This is a genomic window from Clostridiales bacterium, from assembly GCA_017569285.1.
Taxonomy (GTDB): Bacteria; Bacillota; Clostridia; order Christensenellales; family Aristaeellaceae; genus Aristaeella.
Window position 1 is genome coordinate 2,154,193 of the sequence record CP069419.1, and the last position, 14,423, is coordinate 2,168,615.

The window sequence follows — 14,423 nt, forward strand, 5'->3', positions numbered from 1 at the left end:
TAAGGCATGAGAACAATTATCATTGGTGATATACATGGGTGCCATTCGGCACTTCTACAGCTGCTCGAACGGGTAAAACCGGAAGTGGGGCAGGACTGTTTGGTTTTGCTGGGAGACCTGTTTGATCGCGGACCGGATTCCCGGGAAGTGTTCCGGGATGTACAGCAACTGGCGTCTGCCTTCGAGGATAACTTTGTCCTGCTGCTGGGCAACCATGAGGATTATTTGCTGCAGTCGCACCTGACACTGCGGCAGAGAAAGATCTGGGAGGCTGTAGGACGGCAGGCAACGGTACGTTCTTTTGATGAAGCCGGGGAAAGAATGGAAGACGCGGCTCCCTGGCTGAAGGAACATTGTCAGCTTTTCTGGAAAGCCGACAGGTTTCAGTGCATCCATGCCGGAATCCTGGTGGATCCTCCGGAAGTGAATGATCTGCAGACACTGGTGCATGACCATGGAATTGTACTGGAGAATCGATATACCGGCCCGCTGACGATTACAGGGCATATTGCCTTGGAGAAGGCAACATGGTTTGCCGGGGATGGAGAAACCGTTGTGGAACTGGAAGACGATCTGGTATATCGTTTGCCGGATACCGGGGTGATCTGCATTGATACCGGGTGCGGAAAAGGCGGACGGCTGACTGCCATGGTCATTGATGGTGAAGAATATACATTGATGAGTGTAGATGAACAAGGTATGCACTGATTGAACAGCTGCATATCAAAAAGCTATGGAACAGTAGTTCCATAGCTTTTTTGTTGCCATTTTCGTTTTATTCTTCTTCTTTCGTTTTATTGGCCAGTGCTTCAGTAAGGTTCTTCTGCAGCCGTGCAAGCTCGAGAACGTGCTGGACACGGAGGACCAGAATCTCGGGGGAGAAGGGCTTCTGGATGAAGTCCACGGCGCCCATTCGCAGGCACTGGGATTCGGCTTCCGGCCGGGATACGGCGGTCAGGATGATGACCGGGGGAACCTTGCCGGCCATTTCACGCTTTAGCTTGCGGAAGGTTTCAATACCGTCCATATCCGGCATGATCAGATCCAGCAGGATCAGGTTCGGAGTACGTTCCTTGACCAGTTCCAACAGTTTCTCGCCGGAGTCGAGAGTGACAACGTCCAGGTCCTGTTCGGTCAGGAAATGCTCCGCCAGCTTCAGGCTGGCTGGGTTGTCATCCACAACAACCACCAATTCATTGCCATCTTTGCCGTCGGGAGATTTGGTAGTGGGATGAACCGGGGCGTATTCGGTAGTGACGGTTACCTCAGCTGCCAGTTCGGATTTGTTCCATTTATCCATCAAGCGGTTGATGACCTTCTCGATGTTATATTCAGTCACTTCCGGCAGGAGAAGGAACAGCTGGTGTTCTCCGCATTCCATCATGACGTCGCTGTTGCGCAGGGAATTCCGAATCGTGGACTTGAATGCCACGATGATTTCCGCCCGCCTGGCGTCATCCAGTTCCGGACCGGCCTTGACGGTCAGCAGTGCCCGGTAGGCACAGTTGTGATACCGGTTGATATAGCGGACCATGTACTTGTAGATGCTGCCGAATACTTCACGGCCCATCCACATGGCACTGGGAGCTTCAATCCGTTCCTCCAGGATAGCGGTGATCGTCTCCAGGTCCATTTCCTTGTTGTTCTGGTTCTGCTGGCCTTCCGAAGTGGAATACAGCCGGCATCCATGTTTCCCATTCCGCTTGACGATATACAGGGACTGGTCAGCCAGGTGGAACAGTTCGGCGTAGTCCCGGCCGTATGTGGGAACAAATACCGCACCAATGGATACGCCAATGGAGAAATTCAGGCGGTCACCGAGAATGAGTTTCGCACCGGCAATATATTCCTCATTGATTTTCTGGGAGAACCGGGAAAGGTCTTCGCTTCGTTTCTGGTTACGCAGGAAGACAATGAATTCATCTCCGCCGATCCGGCCGCTTTCGGACGGGTATTCCAGGTTATTGGCAATGATCTTGGCAAACATGACCAGGATCCGGTCGCCCACATCATGGCCGAACACGTCATTGACAGACTTGAATCCGTCCAGGTCCAGCACGCACAGGAAACCGGTTTCCTGCAGGCAGAGACGGGTCATGGTGGCTTCGGCGGCAGCCTTGTTCAGGCAGCCGGTCAGCGGGTCGGTTTCTGCTGTTTTGACGATCTTGTTCATCTGGGACTGGACGTCCAGGATTTTCTTCACACGGCTGACAAGGACTTCCGGGCTGAAGGGTTTCCGGATATAGTCCATGGCACCGGATTCCAGTCCCCGGGCTTCCTGGTCATTCCGTTCTTCTGCAGTGAGGAAAGCAACCGGGACTTCCTTGCCGGGTTCCATTTCCTTCTTCAGCAGGTCCAGGGTATGGAAACCGTCCAGATCCGGCATATTGATATCCAGCAGGAACAGATCGGGAACACCATGCTCCTTCACATAGTCCAGTGCCAGACGGCCGGACTGGAGCGCAGTCACCCGGAAACCTGCTTTGCTCAGGAAATGTCCCGCCAGCTTCAGGGTGCTGACGTCATCATCCACAACGATAATCCAGTTTGCCATTTGTTATGATCCTCTCTGTATTGCAAGTCGTGTCTGGGAAGAATCATGGAAAAGGCTGAAAGCCTTAATCTGTCTGAATTATATCATACATAATGAAAAACAGGCAATACAAGGCCAGATGGTTTTCGTGGATACAATCCAGTGTTATTCGAATGAGGATGAAGATGATACTCTGAGCAACAAAATGAGAGATAGAACGTCTATGTGTATAAAAATCAGAATTTTATTAAATAAATGGATAGTAGAACACCAAAAAACAATCTAAATACAAAACGAGAAAAATCGAAGGGCTAGTGTTTGATGAAAATGATTGCATTTATTGTAGTTGCGGCACAAAGACCTTTTGGTATTGTTGGAACAATAATGAAAATTGCGATAGCGAAAGATGAAATTGTCATATAAACAATCACATAATGTGCTTAATAGCAACAAATTAGAGCTAAGTAACCGTTTACTTTTGGCGAAATAACCTATACAATGTCATCATGGAGAACAAAACGGGAAGGAAATATAGATGGGGCAGCCGGCAAACGGTCTCGAATATCTGGCTCAATTACGAGAAGAATATGGTATACAAACGCCAAATTATCAGGATGTTTCCAGTTTTCTTGAAGCGAAGGCCCAGAAAAAGGGAGTTCCGTTTTCGGGAATATTTGAACTGACTCCCCTTTGCAACCTGAACTGTAAGATGTGCTATGTTCACATGATGCCGGAGCAGTTCAAAGGACATTCTGTTCTTCCTGTTTCAGTCTGGAAGGATCTGATGCATCAGGCTTGGGAAGCGGGCATGTTTAGGGCAACTCTGAGTGGGGGAGAATGCCTGGCTTATCCGGGCTTTGAGGAACTGTATCTTTATCTTCACAGCCTCGGGTGCGAGGTGAAAATCCTGACGAACGGACTCCTGCTGGACGACAAACAGATTCAATTTTTCAAGGAGCATAGGGTTGCAGATATTCAGGTTACGATATACGGATGGAACGATGAAGTATATGAGCGGGTAACGGGCAAGAGAGCCTTTGAGAGTGTTTCCCGGAATATCAGGAAGGCTGTCGAAGCTGGACTTCCGGTGAGAGTCAGTACAACTCCCAGCATATATCTTGGTGAAGATCTTCTGGAAACGATTCGGGTTGGAAAAACACTTTGCAGGAACATGGAGTTTAATAGTGGATTGCTTGTACCAAGAGAAGAGACGGGTCGGTCAGAACAGCAGGATGATGTTGACCTGGATCTTTATATCCGGGCTTATCGTCTGATTAATGAACTGAACGGGAAAGAGAACCGGGAGATTTCTCCTGATCTTCTTCCGGTTCCGGGAGGACCTTCTCATGACTGTTCGGAATGCGGCCTGAATTGCTCGGCCGGTCGTTCGTTTTTCGCTATTGACTGGAAAGGAACCATGCGGGCCTGTGTACGGCTTGATATGGTTCTGGGGTATCCCCTGGAAGAAGGCTTTACTGCCGCATGGAAGCGAATGAACCAATGGGCAACCGGTTTTCCGAAAGTACCAGAATGTGATGGGTGCGCATATGAAGAAGTCTGCGGGAACTGCGTTGGAGATATGCTTCTATATGCTGAGCCCGGAAAACAGCCCAAGGGCCTTTGTGAACGGACCAAACGGATGGTTCAGAACGGGATATGGCGTATTCCGGAGTGCGAGTGAAGTGATTTGTGCCGGATGGCATAAGAAAAGAGGACACTCTTCGGTGTGATCTGAGGATCTCCCGATTTGTGAATAAAAAAATAGGAGGAAAAGCCAAATGAAAAAACAGTATGCTGCCCCTGAAGCTGAAAAGGTTATGTTCAGCTACGAAACGAATGTGGTCGCTTCCGGTTACGTGAAATGTCCCGGTGTTACCAAGTACAATGGCATTCCGAATCCGCCCGTCCTGGAAGAAGCTTGCCCCAAAGACAAGAAGTATAAGGGATAATCAAGCATTAATGTAAAAGCCCCCTGGAATCTGAACTGAAAATGTATTTAGTTCTGATTTCATGGGGGCTTTTTAGCGCCTTGGATAAATGAGTTTACTATTGGGTTTTCTTTACAAAATCCCGGAAACAATGTACATTGAAGTGGTTCCTGTGGAATATGGAGGATATGGAAAGATATGGATAGAGAATTGATGCATAATGGCATGATACTGCAGCAGGGAGAAGGTATCATTGATGCTGAGCCGTGGTACGTGGCAGCAATGAGCAACCTGTCCGCGCTGATCATGGAATCCTTTGATAATCTCAACTGGGCAGGGTTTTATCTGTTCCGGGATGGGAAACTGGTGGTGGGTCCGTTCCAGGGAAAACCTGCCTGCATTCATATTCCAGTTGGACGGGGTGTATGTGGGACTGCTGTGGCGGAGGACCGGATGCAGGTGGTACCGGATGTACATCTGTTCCCCGGGCATATTGCCTGCGACTGTGCTTCGGAATCGGAGATTGTGATTCCGATTCACCGGGATGGGAAGATCATGGCGGTACTGGATATTGACAGCCCGGTGAAGAACCGGTTCTCTGATGGAGATGCTGCCATACTTTCGAACCTGGTACGGCTGATGGAACAGAAGCTTTGCTGGGAATGATTGGTGGATAAATCTATTGTTGGTTATGGAGTTGTTATATGATTCAGAAACTGAAGTCCTTGGATCCCTGTATGGATTTTATCAGGGATGTAAATCAGGATCCGGAGTTTTCGGATCCGATGCTGGTGACGGATGAACAGTGGAGACTCAATCTGTTAAGATCTGTGGAAAGAACAGACGAAGATGTGCTGGGTGTATATCGGGATGGAATACTGATTGGTTTCTTTGTATTCATGGTTTCTGTGGAAGACCGGAATCTTGAAATGACCGTTGGCCTGTCCCGTTGTAAAGAGGCATATGAGGAGATCCTGAATTACCTGCAGGAGAACTATCCGGGTTACCAGGCGGACTTCGTGTTTAATCCCGGGAATTACCTGCTCAGGGAACTGCTGGAGCAGAAAGGTGCTGAGTTTGATCCGGAACAACAGAAGATGGTGTTTTCCGGGAGAGCACCTGAAGTGAATATGGAGGGAATTGTTCCGCTGTCAGATCAGTATATGGAGCAGTATGCTGCTATGCATAATACAGATATGTTCTGGACGGCGGATAAGGTGGCAAAGAGGCCGGACCGTTTCAATGTTTTCCTTGCAGTGGATCAGGGCAATGTAGTCGGCTATATTGATGTGACAAACTGTTATGAAGAAAACGAGCCGTATGACATTTTGGTCAAAGAGGAATACCGCAGGAGAGGCTGGGGCCGGAAACTGCTGGGAAAGGCACTGAAAGAGAATGAGCCCAGCTCCATGATGCTGTTGGTCGATATTGACAATGAACCCGCGTTGACACTGTATGAATCCATGGAATTTGTGAAACGCCAGGGAGAAAATAATATCACGGCATTCTGGAAAATGCCGTGAGAGAACCCGCCGGTTATTCCGGCAGGTTTTTGTTTTTGGGGTCAGAAGGTGAAAAAGTTGGGAAAAGATTGACTTAGAGTTCACTTGAGGGTTTAGGATAGGAGCATATTCAGAGAGTAAAGCAATGGGAGGTTATTTCCCTATGAAAATGCTGTGGAGACTGAGCCGTGAGGCTATTCGGTATAAAAAGCTCTATGTGATTGCAATTCTGTCCACACTGGGACTGACTGCAGTGAATCTGGCGGCACCCAAGGCGCTTTCCGCTATGACAGGGATTGTGGAACGCGGTGTGGATGAAGCAGGCCTGCACCGGATTGTGATCCTGACTGCGGTACTGGTAGGGTTGTATTTGCTGCGGATCCTGTTCCGCTTCCTGAGCAATTATCTGGCCCATAAGGCAGCATGGTACCTGGTAGGGGATCTGCGTACCCGGACATATGACAAGCTGGAACGGATGCACCTGGGATATTTCCATGATAAGCAGACAGGTGACTTGATGAGCCGGGTGGTGAATGATACCCGGGACTTTGAACTGCTGTATGCCCATATGATTCCGGAGACGATTACCAACCTGGTGACATTCCTGGGTGTACTTATTGTGCTGCTGACCATTAATGTGAAACTGGCACTGATTACCTGCGCGCCGATTCCGCTGATTCTCATTTCCGGGGTCATTTTCTCCAAGAAAGTGCGCCCGTATTTTCGCATTTCCCAGAAGAAGATGGGTGAACTGAACGGCAAACTGCAGGACAACCTTTCCGGGATTCATGAGATCCAGTCTTTCGGGCGGGAAGAGTATGAAACTGAAAAAGTGGATGAGAAGAATTTCGAGCATATCCGCGCCATGCTGCAGGCACTGAAAAACAGCGCAATCTTCCATCCTTCGGTGGAGTTTATCTCTTCCCTGGGGACGATCCTGGTGGTTGGATTTGGCGGCTACCTGGCCTATCTGGATGGCCTGCGGGTAGAAGATATTGTAGCCTTCCTGTTGTATTTGGGCTTGTTCTACGGGCCGGTAACGGGCCTGGCGAATCTGCTGGAGAATATGCAGCAGTCCATGGCCGGGGCAGAGCGTGTACTGGCCATCCTGGATACTCCGTGTGAAATCCAGGATAAGGAGAATGCTGTTCCGCTGAAGGATGTCCGTGGAGGGATCTCCTTTGACCATGTGAGTTTTTCCTATGACAACAATATCCCGGTACTCAAAGACGTATCCTTTGACTGTACGCCCGGCAAGATGCTGGCACTGGTGGGACCAACGGGTGTTGGCAAGACGACGCTGACCCAATTGATTTCCCGGTTCTATGAGCCCACGGAAGGGCATATCCGGATTGACGGGCAGGACATCAGTGATGTGACGATGGAGAGCCTGCGGCGGTGTATATCCCCGGTGCTGCAGGATACATTCCTGTTCAATGGATCCATTGCGGAAAATATCGGATATGCAGTGCCGGATGCCACCATGGAGGAAATCCAGGAAGCAGTGAAAGCGGCGAATATCCATGAGGATATCCTGGCGATGCCGGATGGGTATGAAACCCAGGTAGGAGAACGCGGACTCCGGCTGTCCGGCGGACAAAAACAGCGCGTGGCCATTGCACGCGCGATTCTGCGGAAGACTCCGATTATTATCCTGGATGAAGCGACTGCCTCAGTGGACGTGGAAACAGAACAGCAGATCCAGAAAGCCATTGCCGGGATTGCGGGAACCAGGACGATTATTGCCATTGCACACCGGTTATCTACCATCCGGAATGCGGATAAGATCCTGGTGATTGAGGAAGGCAGGGTTACTGAAGAGGGGACCCATGCGGAATTGGTGGAACTGGGCGGCAGCTATGCAAGGATGAACAAGATCCAGAGTGCTGCGACAGGTGGGATTGCGTGAGAGGATGACAGTAGTTTTTGATTAGTCTATTTTTACGGTAAAATCTTTTGACTTCGAGCCATACCACATATCCAGGGTTGCAATTCCCTTTTCCAAGGCTCTATTATATGAATCCTGACCTGATTGAGAGACATAAACATTTGTCAGCCAAGATGTATATTTGAACATCTGACTCAATCCTTCAAAGCCTTCTCGGCTATTGCCGGTTTCATAATAGATTCCACGGCCTGCACCATCCCATAGATCATTAGTAATAGAGTCAAAAGTCCATCCGGAAAGATCAATAATGCGCACATGTGTGCTTGAAAACATCTCTCCGGCTGCTTTCAAGTTACTGGTATCCCATCCGGAAAGATCCAGGGTACCAGTATTATCACCTACGAATGCATGACATTCATTGAGCCAGCCACCTGCATCAATGAGATTGGATGTATTCCAATTAGAGACATCTCCAATTGTTGTGAGTTCATAATTATCATCAAACATATTGCATATAGTCTTTAAGCTTGAAACATCCCAATTGGAAAGATCGAGGGATCTTAGACTGCGATTGTCACAGAACATATGATTCATGGACTCGACCTTGGAGACGTTCCATCGGGAGACATCATAGTATGTCATTTGCGCGGACCCATAAAACATACACGTCATATCCCGGACATTTGAAACGTCCAGATCTCCAAGCCCGAGGATTTCTGTCAATTGGCCGTTGGCTGACCAACTGTCTCCAACCTGGAACATACATGTCATGTCTGTAACTCTGCTTGTATTCCAATTGGAAACATCTACAAACATCAAAGATGTGGCACTGGAAAACATATAGCTCATGTCTGTTACATTGGAAGTATCCCAATTTCTCAAGGCTAAAGCATCCGGCAGACTTTTTGCACCGCAGAACAACCCGCTCATGTTTGTCACATTGGATGAATCCCAATTAGCAATGCCGGAAATATCGGTCAAGGCCTTAAAGTCAGAAAACATATACCCAGAATACGGATTCATGGCAATCGTATTGGCCGTTGTGTAAAAATATATAATAGCGGCATCATTATCGTTATCGAAAAAGATATATACAGGATATTTGGAACCAGAGGAAGAAACAGTATTAGCATCAGACGGGATGAAACCATCCGGAAGCGAATCGGCCATGTGAATTGCCTTGATTTCAACTACTTCTTCTGTATGATCCGGGTCTGTATTTATTGCAAGGGATTTCATTTTATATTGTACCATTGGTCCGATATCCAACATGGCTTCGACAGAATCAGAATGATTTGCTGCACAGGCGAGAGGGATTGAGAGAAGAGCGCCAAAAATGAAGGTAAGGGCGAGAATCAAACCCATTGTCCTAATTCTTGATCTATGTGCCATATTCTTCTTCTCCCTTCTTATTTTATCTGGCAGTTTATGAGTAGTTCGTTTCTTATTACATTATCACAATCAGTACTTTTTCTCAATATGTAAGCACCCGGTAGGTTTTATACTCCTGCCGGGTGTACTATGAGAAAAGAAGTGAGCATTGTTCTTATGGCACTTGCAGATAGGACAGGTTCCAGTCATAGAGCTGGGGAGTCTTATACGGTACTGTTTCGTTGCGCTCTTTTGCGTTTCCACGGGTTTTCAGGAGATTCAGGGCTTTGGCTTTGGCGTTGAGGTTTTCGATCTTTTCAAAGGCGGGGTAGTAGTCCGGGCTCCAGTACTGGTCGGAGGCCAGGGATGAGATGCGTTCTGTCCAGTAGTCTTTGTCTTCTTTCATGGAGTTCCATGTTGTATTTCGGGTTTCTTCGTTGAAACGGGCGACCTGGTTTTCCGCTACGATGCGGTCAATGTTAGTGAAGTTCAGCCCGATCCAGGTGGTAAGAACGACTGCCGCCAGGAGGGGGCAGATTTTTGTCTGTGGCCGGATGGATTTGACTGCTGCGGCCAGCAGGGCCAGGAGGATAATTCCGATGCCCCACAGGGTCACAATGCGCAGGGTGGTCAGGCCATAGGCACTGATGTACAGGTGCATCCGGTAGAAGGCGGAGATATCGATGATGATGGTGAGAGCAGCAACCAATGTACACAGGATGCGTACGGGTTTGTCTTCCCGGCAGAGAATCAGGGAGGGGAGAATCAGGCAGAGGGTCAGCAGGGCAACCAGTACCAGCTGGAAGAAGCCGCTGCGGGCATAAGCTGCGTATCCGCCGCTCATCTGGATGCTTTCTGTTCCGGCAAACAGGTAACGGACCTGGACCCAGGCGAAGAGAGCGTAAACGAGGGCCAGGGCAGCCAGGACCATGCGGACGACTGTGGGATTCTGGGATCTGGCAGTTACCGGGCGGACTTCCATGGGAGCCTGGAGCAGGCTGGTCCGGTGAGAGAAGAGCAGCAATGCCAGCGGGAAGGCGAGGAACAGTTTGGCGATAAAGATACCGTCGATTTTCTGCAGTTCCCGGATGGCATGGTCCATCATGCCGGCGAACATCTCATCCGCACTGGAGAGAATGACCAGGGCCAGGATGGCGGCGCCGAGAGCGGCAAAGATACCGAAGAAGATATGCTCTGTATTGTTTTTTTTGCTTTCCCGGTTTTTCGGGGAAAGGGCACGGAATGGAATTGGCCAGCAGTGGAAAAGACTCATGAAATAGCGGCGGAAGCCTTCCCACAGCCCCTGGCCGGACAGGGGAGAGAATTCGTTGTGGCCGGTCAGGATAAAGAGCGCCTGGGCGCTGAGGAGCAGGAGCACCGGCAGGTTCAGCAGTTTCATGACAGTGTTGGCGTAGATTCCGTAGACTGCGCTGAGAAGCAGGGACAGGGCCAGCAGGAAGATGCCGGCTGGGCTGAGCTTGAGGGTGTTACGTACCTTGGCCAGGATGAGTGCGGCAGCAGTCAGTACCCAGTGGGAGACGGTCAGTCCGATGCCCATGCCGTGGTAGGCAACCGTACCGGAGAAGTCCGCATGGCCGAACCAGTACCAGAGGGAGGCCAGGAAGGCCAGTGCCAGGAGGATTGCGGCTTCCCAGGTAATGGGCTTCTTTCCGGTTTGGGTTGTTTCTTCCGGGATGGTTTCCTTTTCTGCTTCTGTGGGTTGTGAAAGGGATTGTTCATTGGCTTCAGTCATGGGGGCGGCCTCCTTTTTGGCATCAGCAAACACAGGGTATAGTGCAGGACTTGGGGGCTGGGACTATGGCTTGTTTTTTGATTGTGTCCTTTGGCTTGGTGTTTTCCGGTTGTCAGTCGTTTGCGGCTGGAGTTGTGTCTTCGCGAATGAAAGACCAGACGAGGGTTGTTCCGTCATTGCGTTTGTAGTTCCAGATGAGCAGATCTCCGGCCTGCTCCCATTCACGGGCGGGGAATATCTCGGTATCGGTATTGATGGTCAGCAGGATAAAACCGCTTTTGCGGACTTCTGCGGTTGGAACGGGGATGCTGTATTTCTCGGATAAACTTTCCGCCGTCATGATTGTGGACGGGGAGGAAGAATCGGAATCGGTTCGGAATTCCAGGTCTTTCATTACCCATGGACCGACGTTGGCCGGATCCACTTCGGATGTGCCTTCCCGGCCGGGAAGGCTGCTCCGGACATAGTGCATGGTGGTGCCGGGAGCATCTGCAACAGCGAGGTATATTTCGTCTCCTTCCAGGTGGCTGCCGTCTGGTAGGACATTGTCCGCAAGATGGTTGACGTCATAGACTTCAACCTGTGCAGCACCATCCAGGATCCAGAGGCCGTCCGTGGTGAATTCCATGGTCATGGGTTTTCCGCTGGCCCGGAGGATATCTTCTGCAGAGAATACGGTTTCTCCGTTGAAGTATACCCCTTCCAGTTCCCATACACCGAGGACGGCTTCCAGGGGAACGGGGATGACGGATTCCGCTGCGGCACCGGTGAGAATAGTGAGGTAGAAAACGGATACGAGCAGGATAGCCAGGGCGGGCATACGGCCCCGGGATGCGGCGGGATGTTTCATTGTCGTGGACTCCTTATTGCTTATGTTTGAGGATGGTTTGAATATCTATCTGTTATTGTTTATGCGGTTGGAATAATAACACTCAGCTGCCTGTTTTCCGGTATTCCAGAAGGTCGCCGGGCTGGCAGTCCAGGGCCTTGCAGAGGGCGGCCAGGGTGGAGATTTTGACGGCTTTGGCCTTGCCGGTTTTCAGGATGGACATGTTGGCCAGGGTAATGCCGACTTTGTCAGCCAGTTCGGTGACGCTCATTTTGCGTTTGGCCAGCATGACGTCAATGTTGAAGATGATTTCGCCTTCCATGTTCTTCCCTCCTTACACCGTAAGGTCGCTCTGCTCCTGCAGGTCGGCTGCCTTGCGGACCAGGTGGGACAGGCAGGCTGCGGCGATGGCAATAGCGATGCCGATCACGCAGATGAGCAGGGAAACCAGCAGGATGCCGGGGTGGTTCATGCTGAGGAAGAAGAATACCGCGTTCCCCAGGAAGAAGAACAGGATATCGCCGGCAATCAGCCAGGCAATGTACTGCAGGAGGTTGGCGTTATCCGCCGAGAAGGAACGGTCCTCCCCGATGTTGGTGGCAATCTTCCAGGCCAATACGAGGATAGTGTAGCAGGGGATGGCGGTGATCCACAGGAAGATCAGCCAGGGCCAGTGCCAGGAAGCGAATTCGGGGTACTGGGTGTGCATGGCATCTCCGAAATTGGGCAGGATGCCGAAGTAAATAATCAGTCCGCAGATGCCGACTCCGATGATAATGGCCTTCAGCCAGAGAGAAAGCTTTTTCTGGTTCATGGATGATACCTCCCAGGTTCGTTTTCGGGGATATCATACAACGGAATTTTGCGAAAGTCAATAATAAATTATTGTAAAACGATAAAAAATTTTCGAAAGACGGGATGAAATAAAGAATGGAGCCCGAACTTCGGGCCCCATGGCTTAATTGCAAGCTTAATTGCAATTCGAGAAGCATTTTTGTAAAGCGAGGTGCATGTTTGTAATCCGAGAAGTAGTTTTTTGTAAACGAAACGCCAGTTTTGTACACGAGAATCCGGATTTGTACACGAGATGCCAGTTTTGTAAACGAAACGCAGCCTTTTCAAAAGGGTTTTTGTCGTGTATGATGTAAAAGACGGCACAACAAAGAGGAGGTTAACTCTCTCTCGACTGAATTGTAATCGGAGAATCAACCCCTGAACATTCAGTTGAAAATGTTGGCGGCTCAGTCGAATTACATTACTTTTTCAGGAGAGCAGGTTTAAGCAGGATCTGATCAGCTGGCACTGATTCATATCCCAAAATGTAAAGGACTTCCTCTCCGAAGTGAAAGCTGAACGTTTCGTAAGGACTGCGATTGTTCAGCTTTTTCCTTTTGTAAGAATTAATGTGGTTCATCATCCGGATGATATCTTCCTGAGTCAAAGAGTCAAAGCTTGATCCTTTAGGCAATACCCGGCGAATCAATTCATGGTTGACTTCAATGGCTCCTTTCTGGTGCGGAGAGCCGGCATCGCAGTAGAAGACATGCGTTCGATGAATGCTGTATTCGTCAGTGGTATGTTCCCGATCCTCGATCTTTTTCGGGTTGGAGAATTCACTTCCGTTGTTGGTCAGGATCACCGGGAATAAACGACTGAAAACTTTCGGTCCGAGCTGTATATCCAGAGTGTTGAAGATATCAATCACTGACTGGGAAGTATTGGCATCTCTGAGGAAAGCCAACATGAAGCTGGACTGTACAAAGTGAATGGTCAGCAGACATTTTCCACCAACAGAGCCAATGACAGAATCCATCTGGACAACCGCAGTATCCGGATTTTTCCCAATGAAAGCCTCAAAATCGTTGTAAGTGCGCCCAATGCGGCATGCTTTATCCACTTTGAACTCCGGCTTATGCCGGCGAACCCTGAACCTTACCTTGCGGGGAAGGTCGATGTTGCGGACATCCAGAAGGCAGTCGTCAATATAGTTGTAGATCGTCTTTTCGCTGCACATGAGTTCATCCCGGTGGGTAATGTAAATCTCATGGATAGAGTGTCCCTGCTTTACCAATGGAGAGATAATCCGATTCAGTCTGGCAATTTCTTTCTCATTGATTGAAAGGCCGCTGCGCGAGTGTGAAATAGTCTGATGTGCTTTCAGGTGGGCTTTTTCCGCATCGTAGAACGTTTTCAGCAGAGTGCATTTGCCGATGGAAGGACATGCGTTACAAACATATGGGGCGTGCATCCGGGCAGTGCAGATTTCCTCTATGAAATTGAGGCAATGTTCATTGCAACGGCAGTTCCTGCAATGCAGAACCTGGGAGTGCTTCCGGGAACATTCTTTCCCACACAGTGAAGGGGCCTGTATCATGCAGCTCATCCGATTCTTGCAGGCATTGAATGAGAAACCGGATTTCCCAGTAGCGATTTCTACTGAGTATTTTCGAACTTCACGGGAAATTGTAGATGGATCCTTTTGCAGCATGGCAGCGATTTTCTTAAAGGAAAGACCTTCCTTTAAGTGCTTCTGCAGCAAAAGGCGCTCTTCGTAAGTGAAGAAACCTGACATTTCGTCCTCCGTTTCTGCCGCCAACAGGATGAGAATAGCAGAATTGG

General features: G+C 49.4%; 13 protein-coding genes. 6 read left to right on the forward strand and 7 right to left on the reverse strand.

Annotated elements, in window-relative coordinates:
- Positions 1-6 precede the first annotated feature (6 nt).
- On the forward strand, positions 7-708 hold the full coding sequence (locus tag JNO48_09375; protein QTE67412.1) for a serine/threonine protein phosphatase: 702 nt from the start codon (positions 7-9) through the stop codon (positions 706-708).
- 67 nt (positions 709-775) lie between these two features.
- Here JNO48_09375 and JNO48_09380 read toward each other — a convergent pair whose 3' ends face one another.
- A complete protein-coding gene (locus tag JNO48_09380) occupies positions 776-2,554 on the reverse strand; it encodes a response regulator (GenBank protein QTE67413.1) in 1,779 nt (592 codons plus the stop codon).
- A 514-nt stretch (positions 2,555-3,068) separates the two neighbouring features.
- On the opposite strand from JNO48_09380, the gene JNO48_09385 reads away from it, so the two are divergent.
- From JNO48_09385 to JNO48_09405, 5 genes are all read left to right on the forward strand, one after another.
- Complete coding sequence (locus tag JNO48_09385; GenBank protein QTE67414.1) at positions 3,069-4,214, forward strand: radical SAM protein; 1,146 nt, start codon at positions 3,069-3,071, stop codon at positions 4,212-4,214.
- A 97-nt stretch (positions 4,215-4,311) separates the two neighbouring features.
- On the forward strand, positions 4,312-4,482 hold the full coding sequence (locus JNO48_09390) for a hypothetical protein (protein ID QTE67415.1): 171 nt from the start codon (positions 4,312-4,314) through the stop codon (positions 4,480-4,482).
- Between the two features lie 177 nt (positions 4,483-4,659).
- Positions 4,660-5,127 (forward strand): GAF domain-containing protein, encoded by a 468-nt coding sequence (locus JNO48_09395; protein ID QTE67416.1) that lies wholly within the window; start codon positions 4,660-4,662, stop codon positions 5,125-5,127.
- A 38-nt stretch (positions 5,128-5,165) separates the two neighbouring features.
- On the forward strand, positions 5,166-5,984 hold the full coding sequence (locus JNO48_09400) for a GNAT family N-acetyltransferase (GenBank protein ID QTE67417.1): 819 nt from the start codon (positions 5,166-5,168) through the stop codon (positions 5,982-5,984).
- Positions 5,985-6,126: 142 nt separating this feature from the next.
- Positions 6,127-7,872 (forward strand): ABC transporter ATP-binding protein, encoded by a 1,746-nt coding sequence (locus tag JNO48_09405; GenBank protein QTE67418.1) that lies wholly within the window; start codon positions 6,127-6,129, stop codon positions 7,870-7,872.
- Positions 7,873-7,893: 21 nt separating this feature from the next.
- Here the strand turns inward: JNO48_09405 and JNO48_09410 are convergent, their stop codons facing one another.
- The 6 genes from JNO48_09410 to JNO48_09435 form a co-directional block, all read right to left on the reverse strand.
- A complete protein-coding gene (locus tag JNO48_09410; protein ID QTE67419.1) occupies positions 7,894-9,243 on the reverse strand; it encodes a BspA family leucine-rich repeat surface protein in 1,350 nt (449 codons plus the stop codon).
- A 154-nt stretch (positions 9,244-9,397) separates the two neighbouring features.
- On the reverse strand, positions 9,398-10,975 hold the full coding sequence (locus tag JNO48_09415) for a DUF4173 domain-containing protein (GenBank protein ID QTE67420.1): 1,578 nt from the start codon (positions 10,973-10,975) through the stop codon (positions 9,398-9,400).
- A gap of 112 nt (positions 10,976-11,087) precedes the next feature.
- Positions 11,088-11,825, reverse strand: a complete 738-nt coding sequence (locus tag JNO48_09420) for a hypothetical protein (protein ID QTE67421.1) — start codon at positions 11,823-11,825, stop codon at positions 11,088-11,090.
- A gap of 82 nt (positions 11,826-11,907) precedes the next feature.
- Positions 11,908-12,126, reverse strand: a complete 219-nt coding sequence (locus JNO48_09425; protein ID QTE67422.1) for a helix-turn-helix transcriptional regulator — start codon at positions 12,124-12,126, stop codon at positions 11,908-11,910.
- A 12-nt stretch (positions 12,127-12,138) separates the two neighbouring features.
- The gene (locus JNO48_09430; GenBank protein QTE67423.1) at positions 12,139-12,618 is read right to left on the reverse strand and encodes a DUF2975 domain-containing protein; all 480 of its coding nucleotides are present in this window, start codon (positions 12,616-12,618) and stop codon (positions 12,139-12,141) included.
- 441 nt (positions 12,619-13,059) lie between these two features.
- Positions 13,060-14,376, reverse strand: coding sequence for an IS30 family transposase (locus JNO48_09435; protein QTE67424.1), 1,317 nt, complete (start codon positions 14,374-14,376; stop codon positions 13,060-13,062).
- Positions 14,377-14,423 lie beyond the last annotated feature (47 nt).

What these genes read in the sequence shown, in the direction of transcription:
- JNO48_09375 (QTE67412.1), top strand. Translation starts at nt 7, where the DNA reads ATGAGAACAATTATCATTGGTGATATACATGGGTGCCATTCGGCACTT.
- JNO48_09380 (QTE67413.1), bottom strand. Translation starts at nt 2,554, where the DNA reads ATGGCAAACTGGATTATCGTTGTGGATGATGACGTCAGCACCCTGAAG.
- JNO48_09385 (QTE67414.1), top strand. Translation starts at nt 3,069, where the DNA reads ATGGGGCAGCCGGCAAACGGTCTCGAATATCTGGCTCAATTACGAGAA.
- JNO48_09390 (QTE67415.1), top strand. Translation starts at nt 4,312, where the DNA reads ATGAAAAAACAGTATGCTGCCCCTGAAGCTGAAAAGGTTATGTTCAGC.
- JNO48_09395 (QTE67416.1), top strand. Translation starts at nt 4,660, where the DNA reads ATGGATAGAGAATTGATGCATAATGGCATGATACTGCAGCAGGGAGAA.
- JNO48_09400 (QTE67417.1), top strand. Translation starts at nt 5,166, where the DNA reads ATGATTCAGAAACTGAAGTCCTTGGATCCCTGTATGGATTTTATCAGG.
- JNO48_09405 (QTE67418.1), top strand. Translation starts at nt 6,127, where the DNA reads ATGAAAATGCTGTGGAGACTGAGCCGTGAGGCTATTCGGTATAAAAAG.
- JNO48_09410 (QTE67419.1), bottom strand. Translation starts at nt 9,243, where the DNA reads ATGGCACATAGATCAAGAATTAGGACAATGGGTTTGATTCTCGCCCTT.
- JNO48_09415 (QTE67420.1), bottom strand. Translation starts at nt 10,975, where the DNA reads ATGACTGAAGCCAATGAACAATCCCTTTCACAACCCACAGAAGCAGAA.
- JNO48_09420 (QTE67421.1), bottom strand. Translation starts at nt 11,825, where the DNA reads ATGAAACATCCCGCCGCATCCCGGGGCCGTATGCCCGCCCTGGCTATC.
- JNO48_09425 (QTE67422.1), bottom strand. Translation starts at nt 12,126, where the DNA reads ATGGAAGGCGAAATCATCTTCAACATTGACGTCATGCTGGCCAAACGC.
- JNO48_09430 (QTE67423.1), bottom strand. Translation starts at nt 12,618, where the DNA reads ATGAACCAGAAAAAGCTTTCTCTCTGGCTGAAGGCCATTATCATCGGA.
- JNO48_09435 (QTE67424.1), bottom strand. Translation starts at nt 14,376, where the DNA reads ATGTCAGGTTTCTTCACTTACGAAGAGCGCCTTTTGCTGCAGAAGCAC.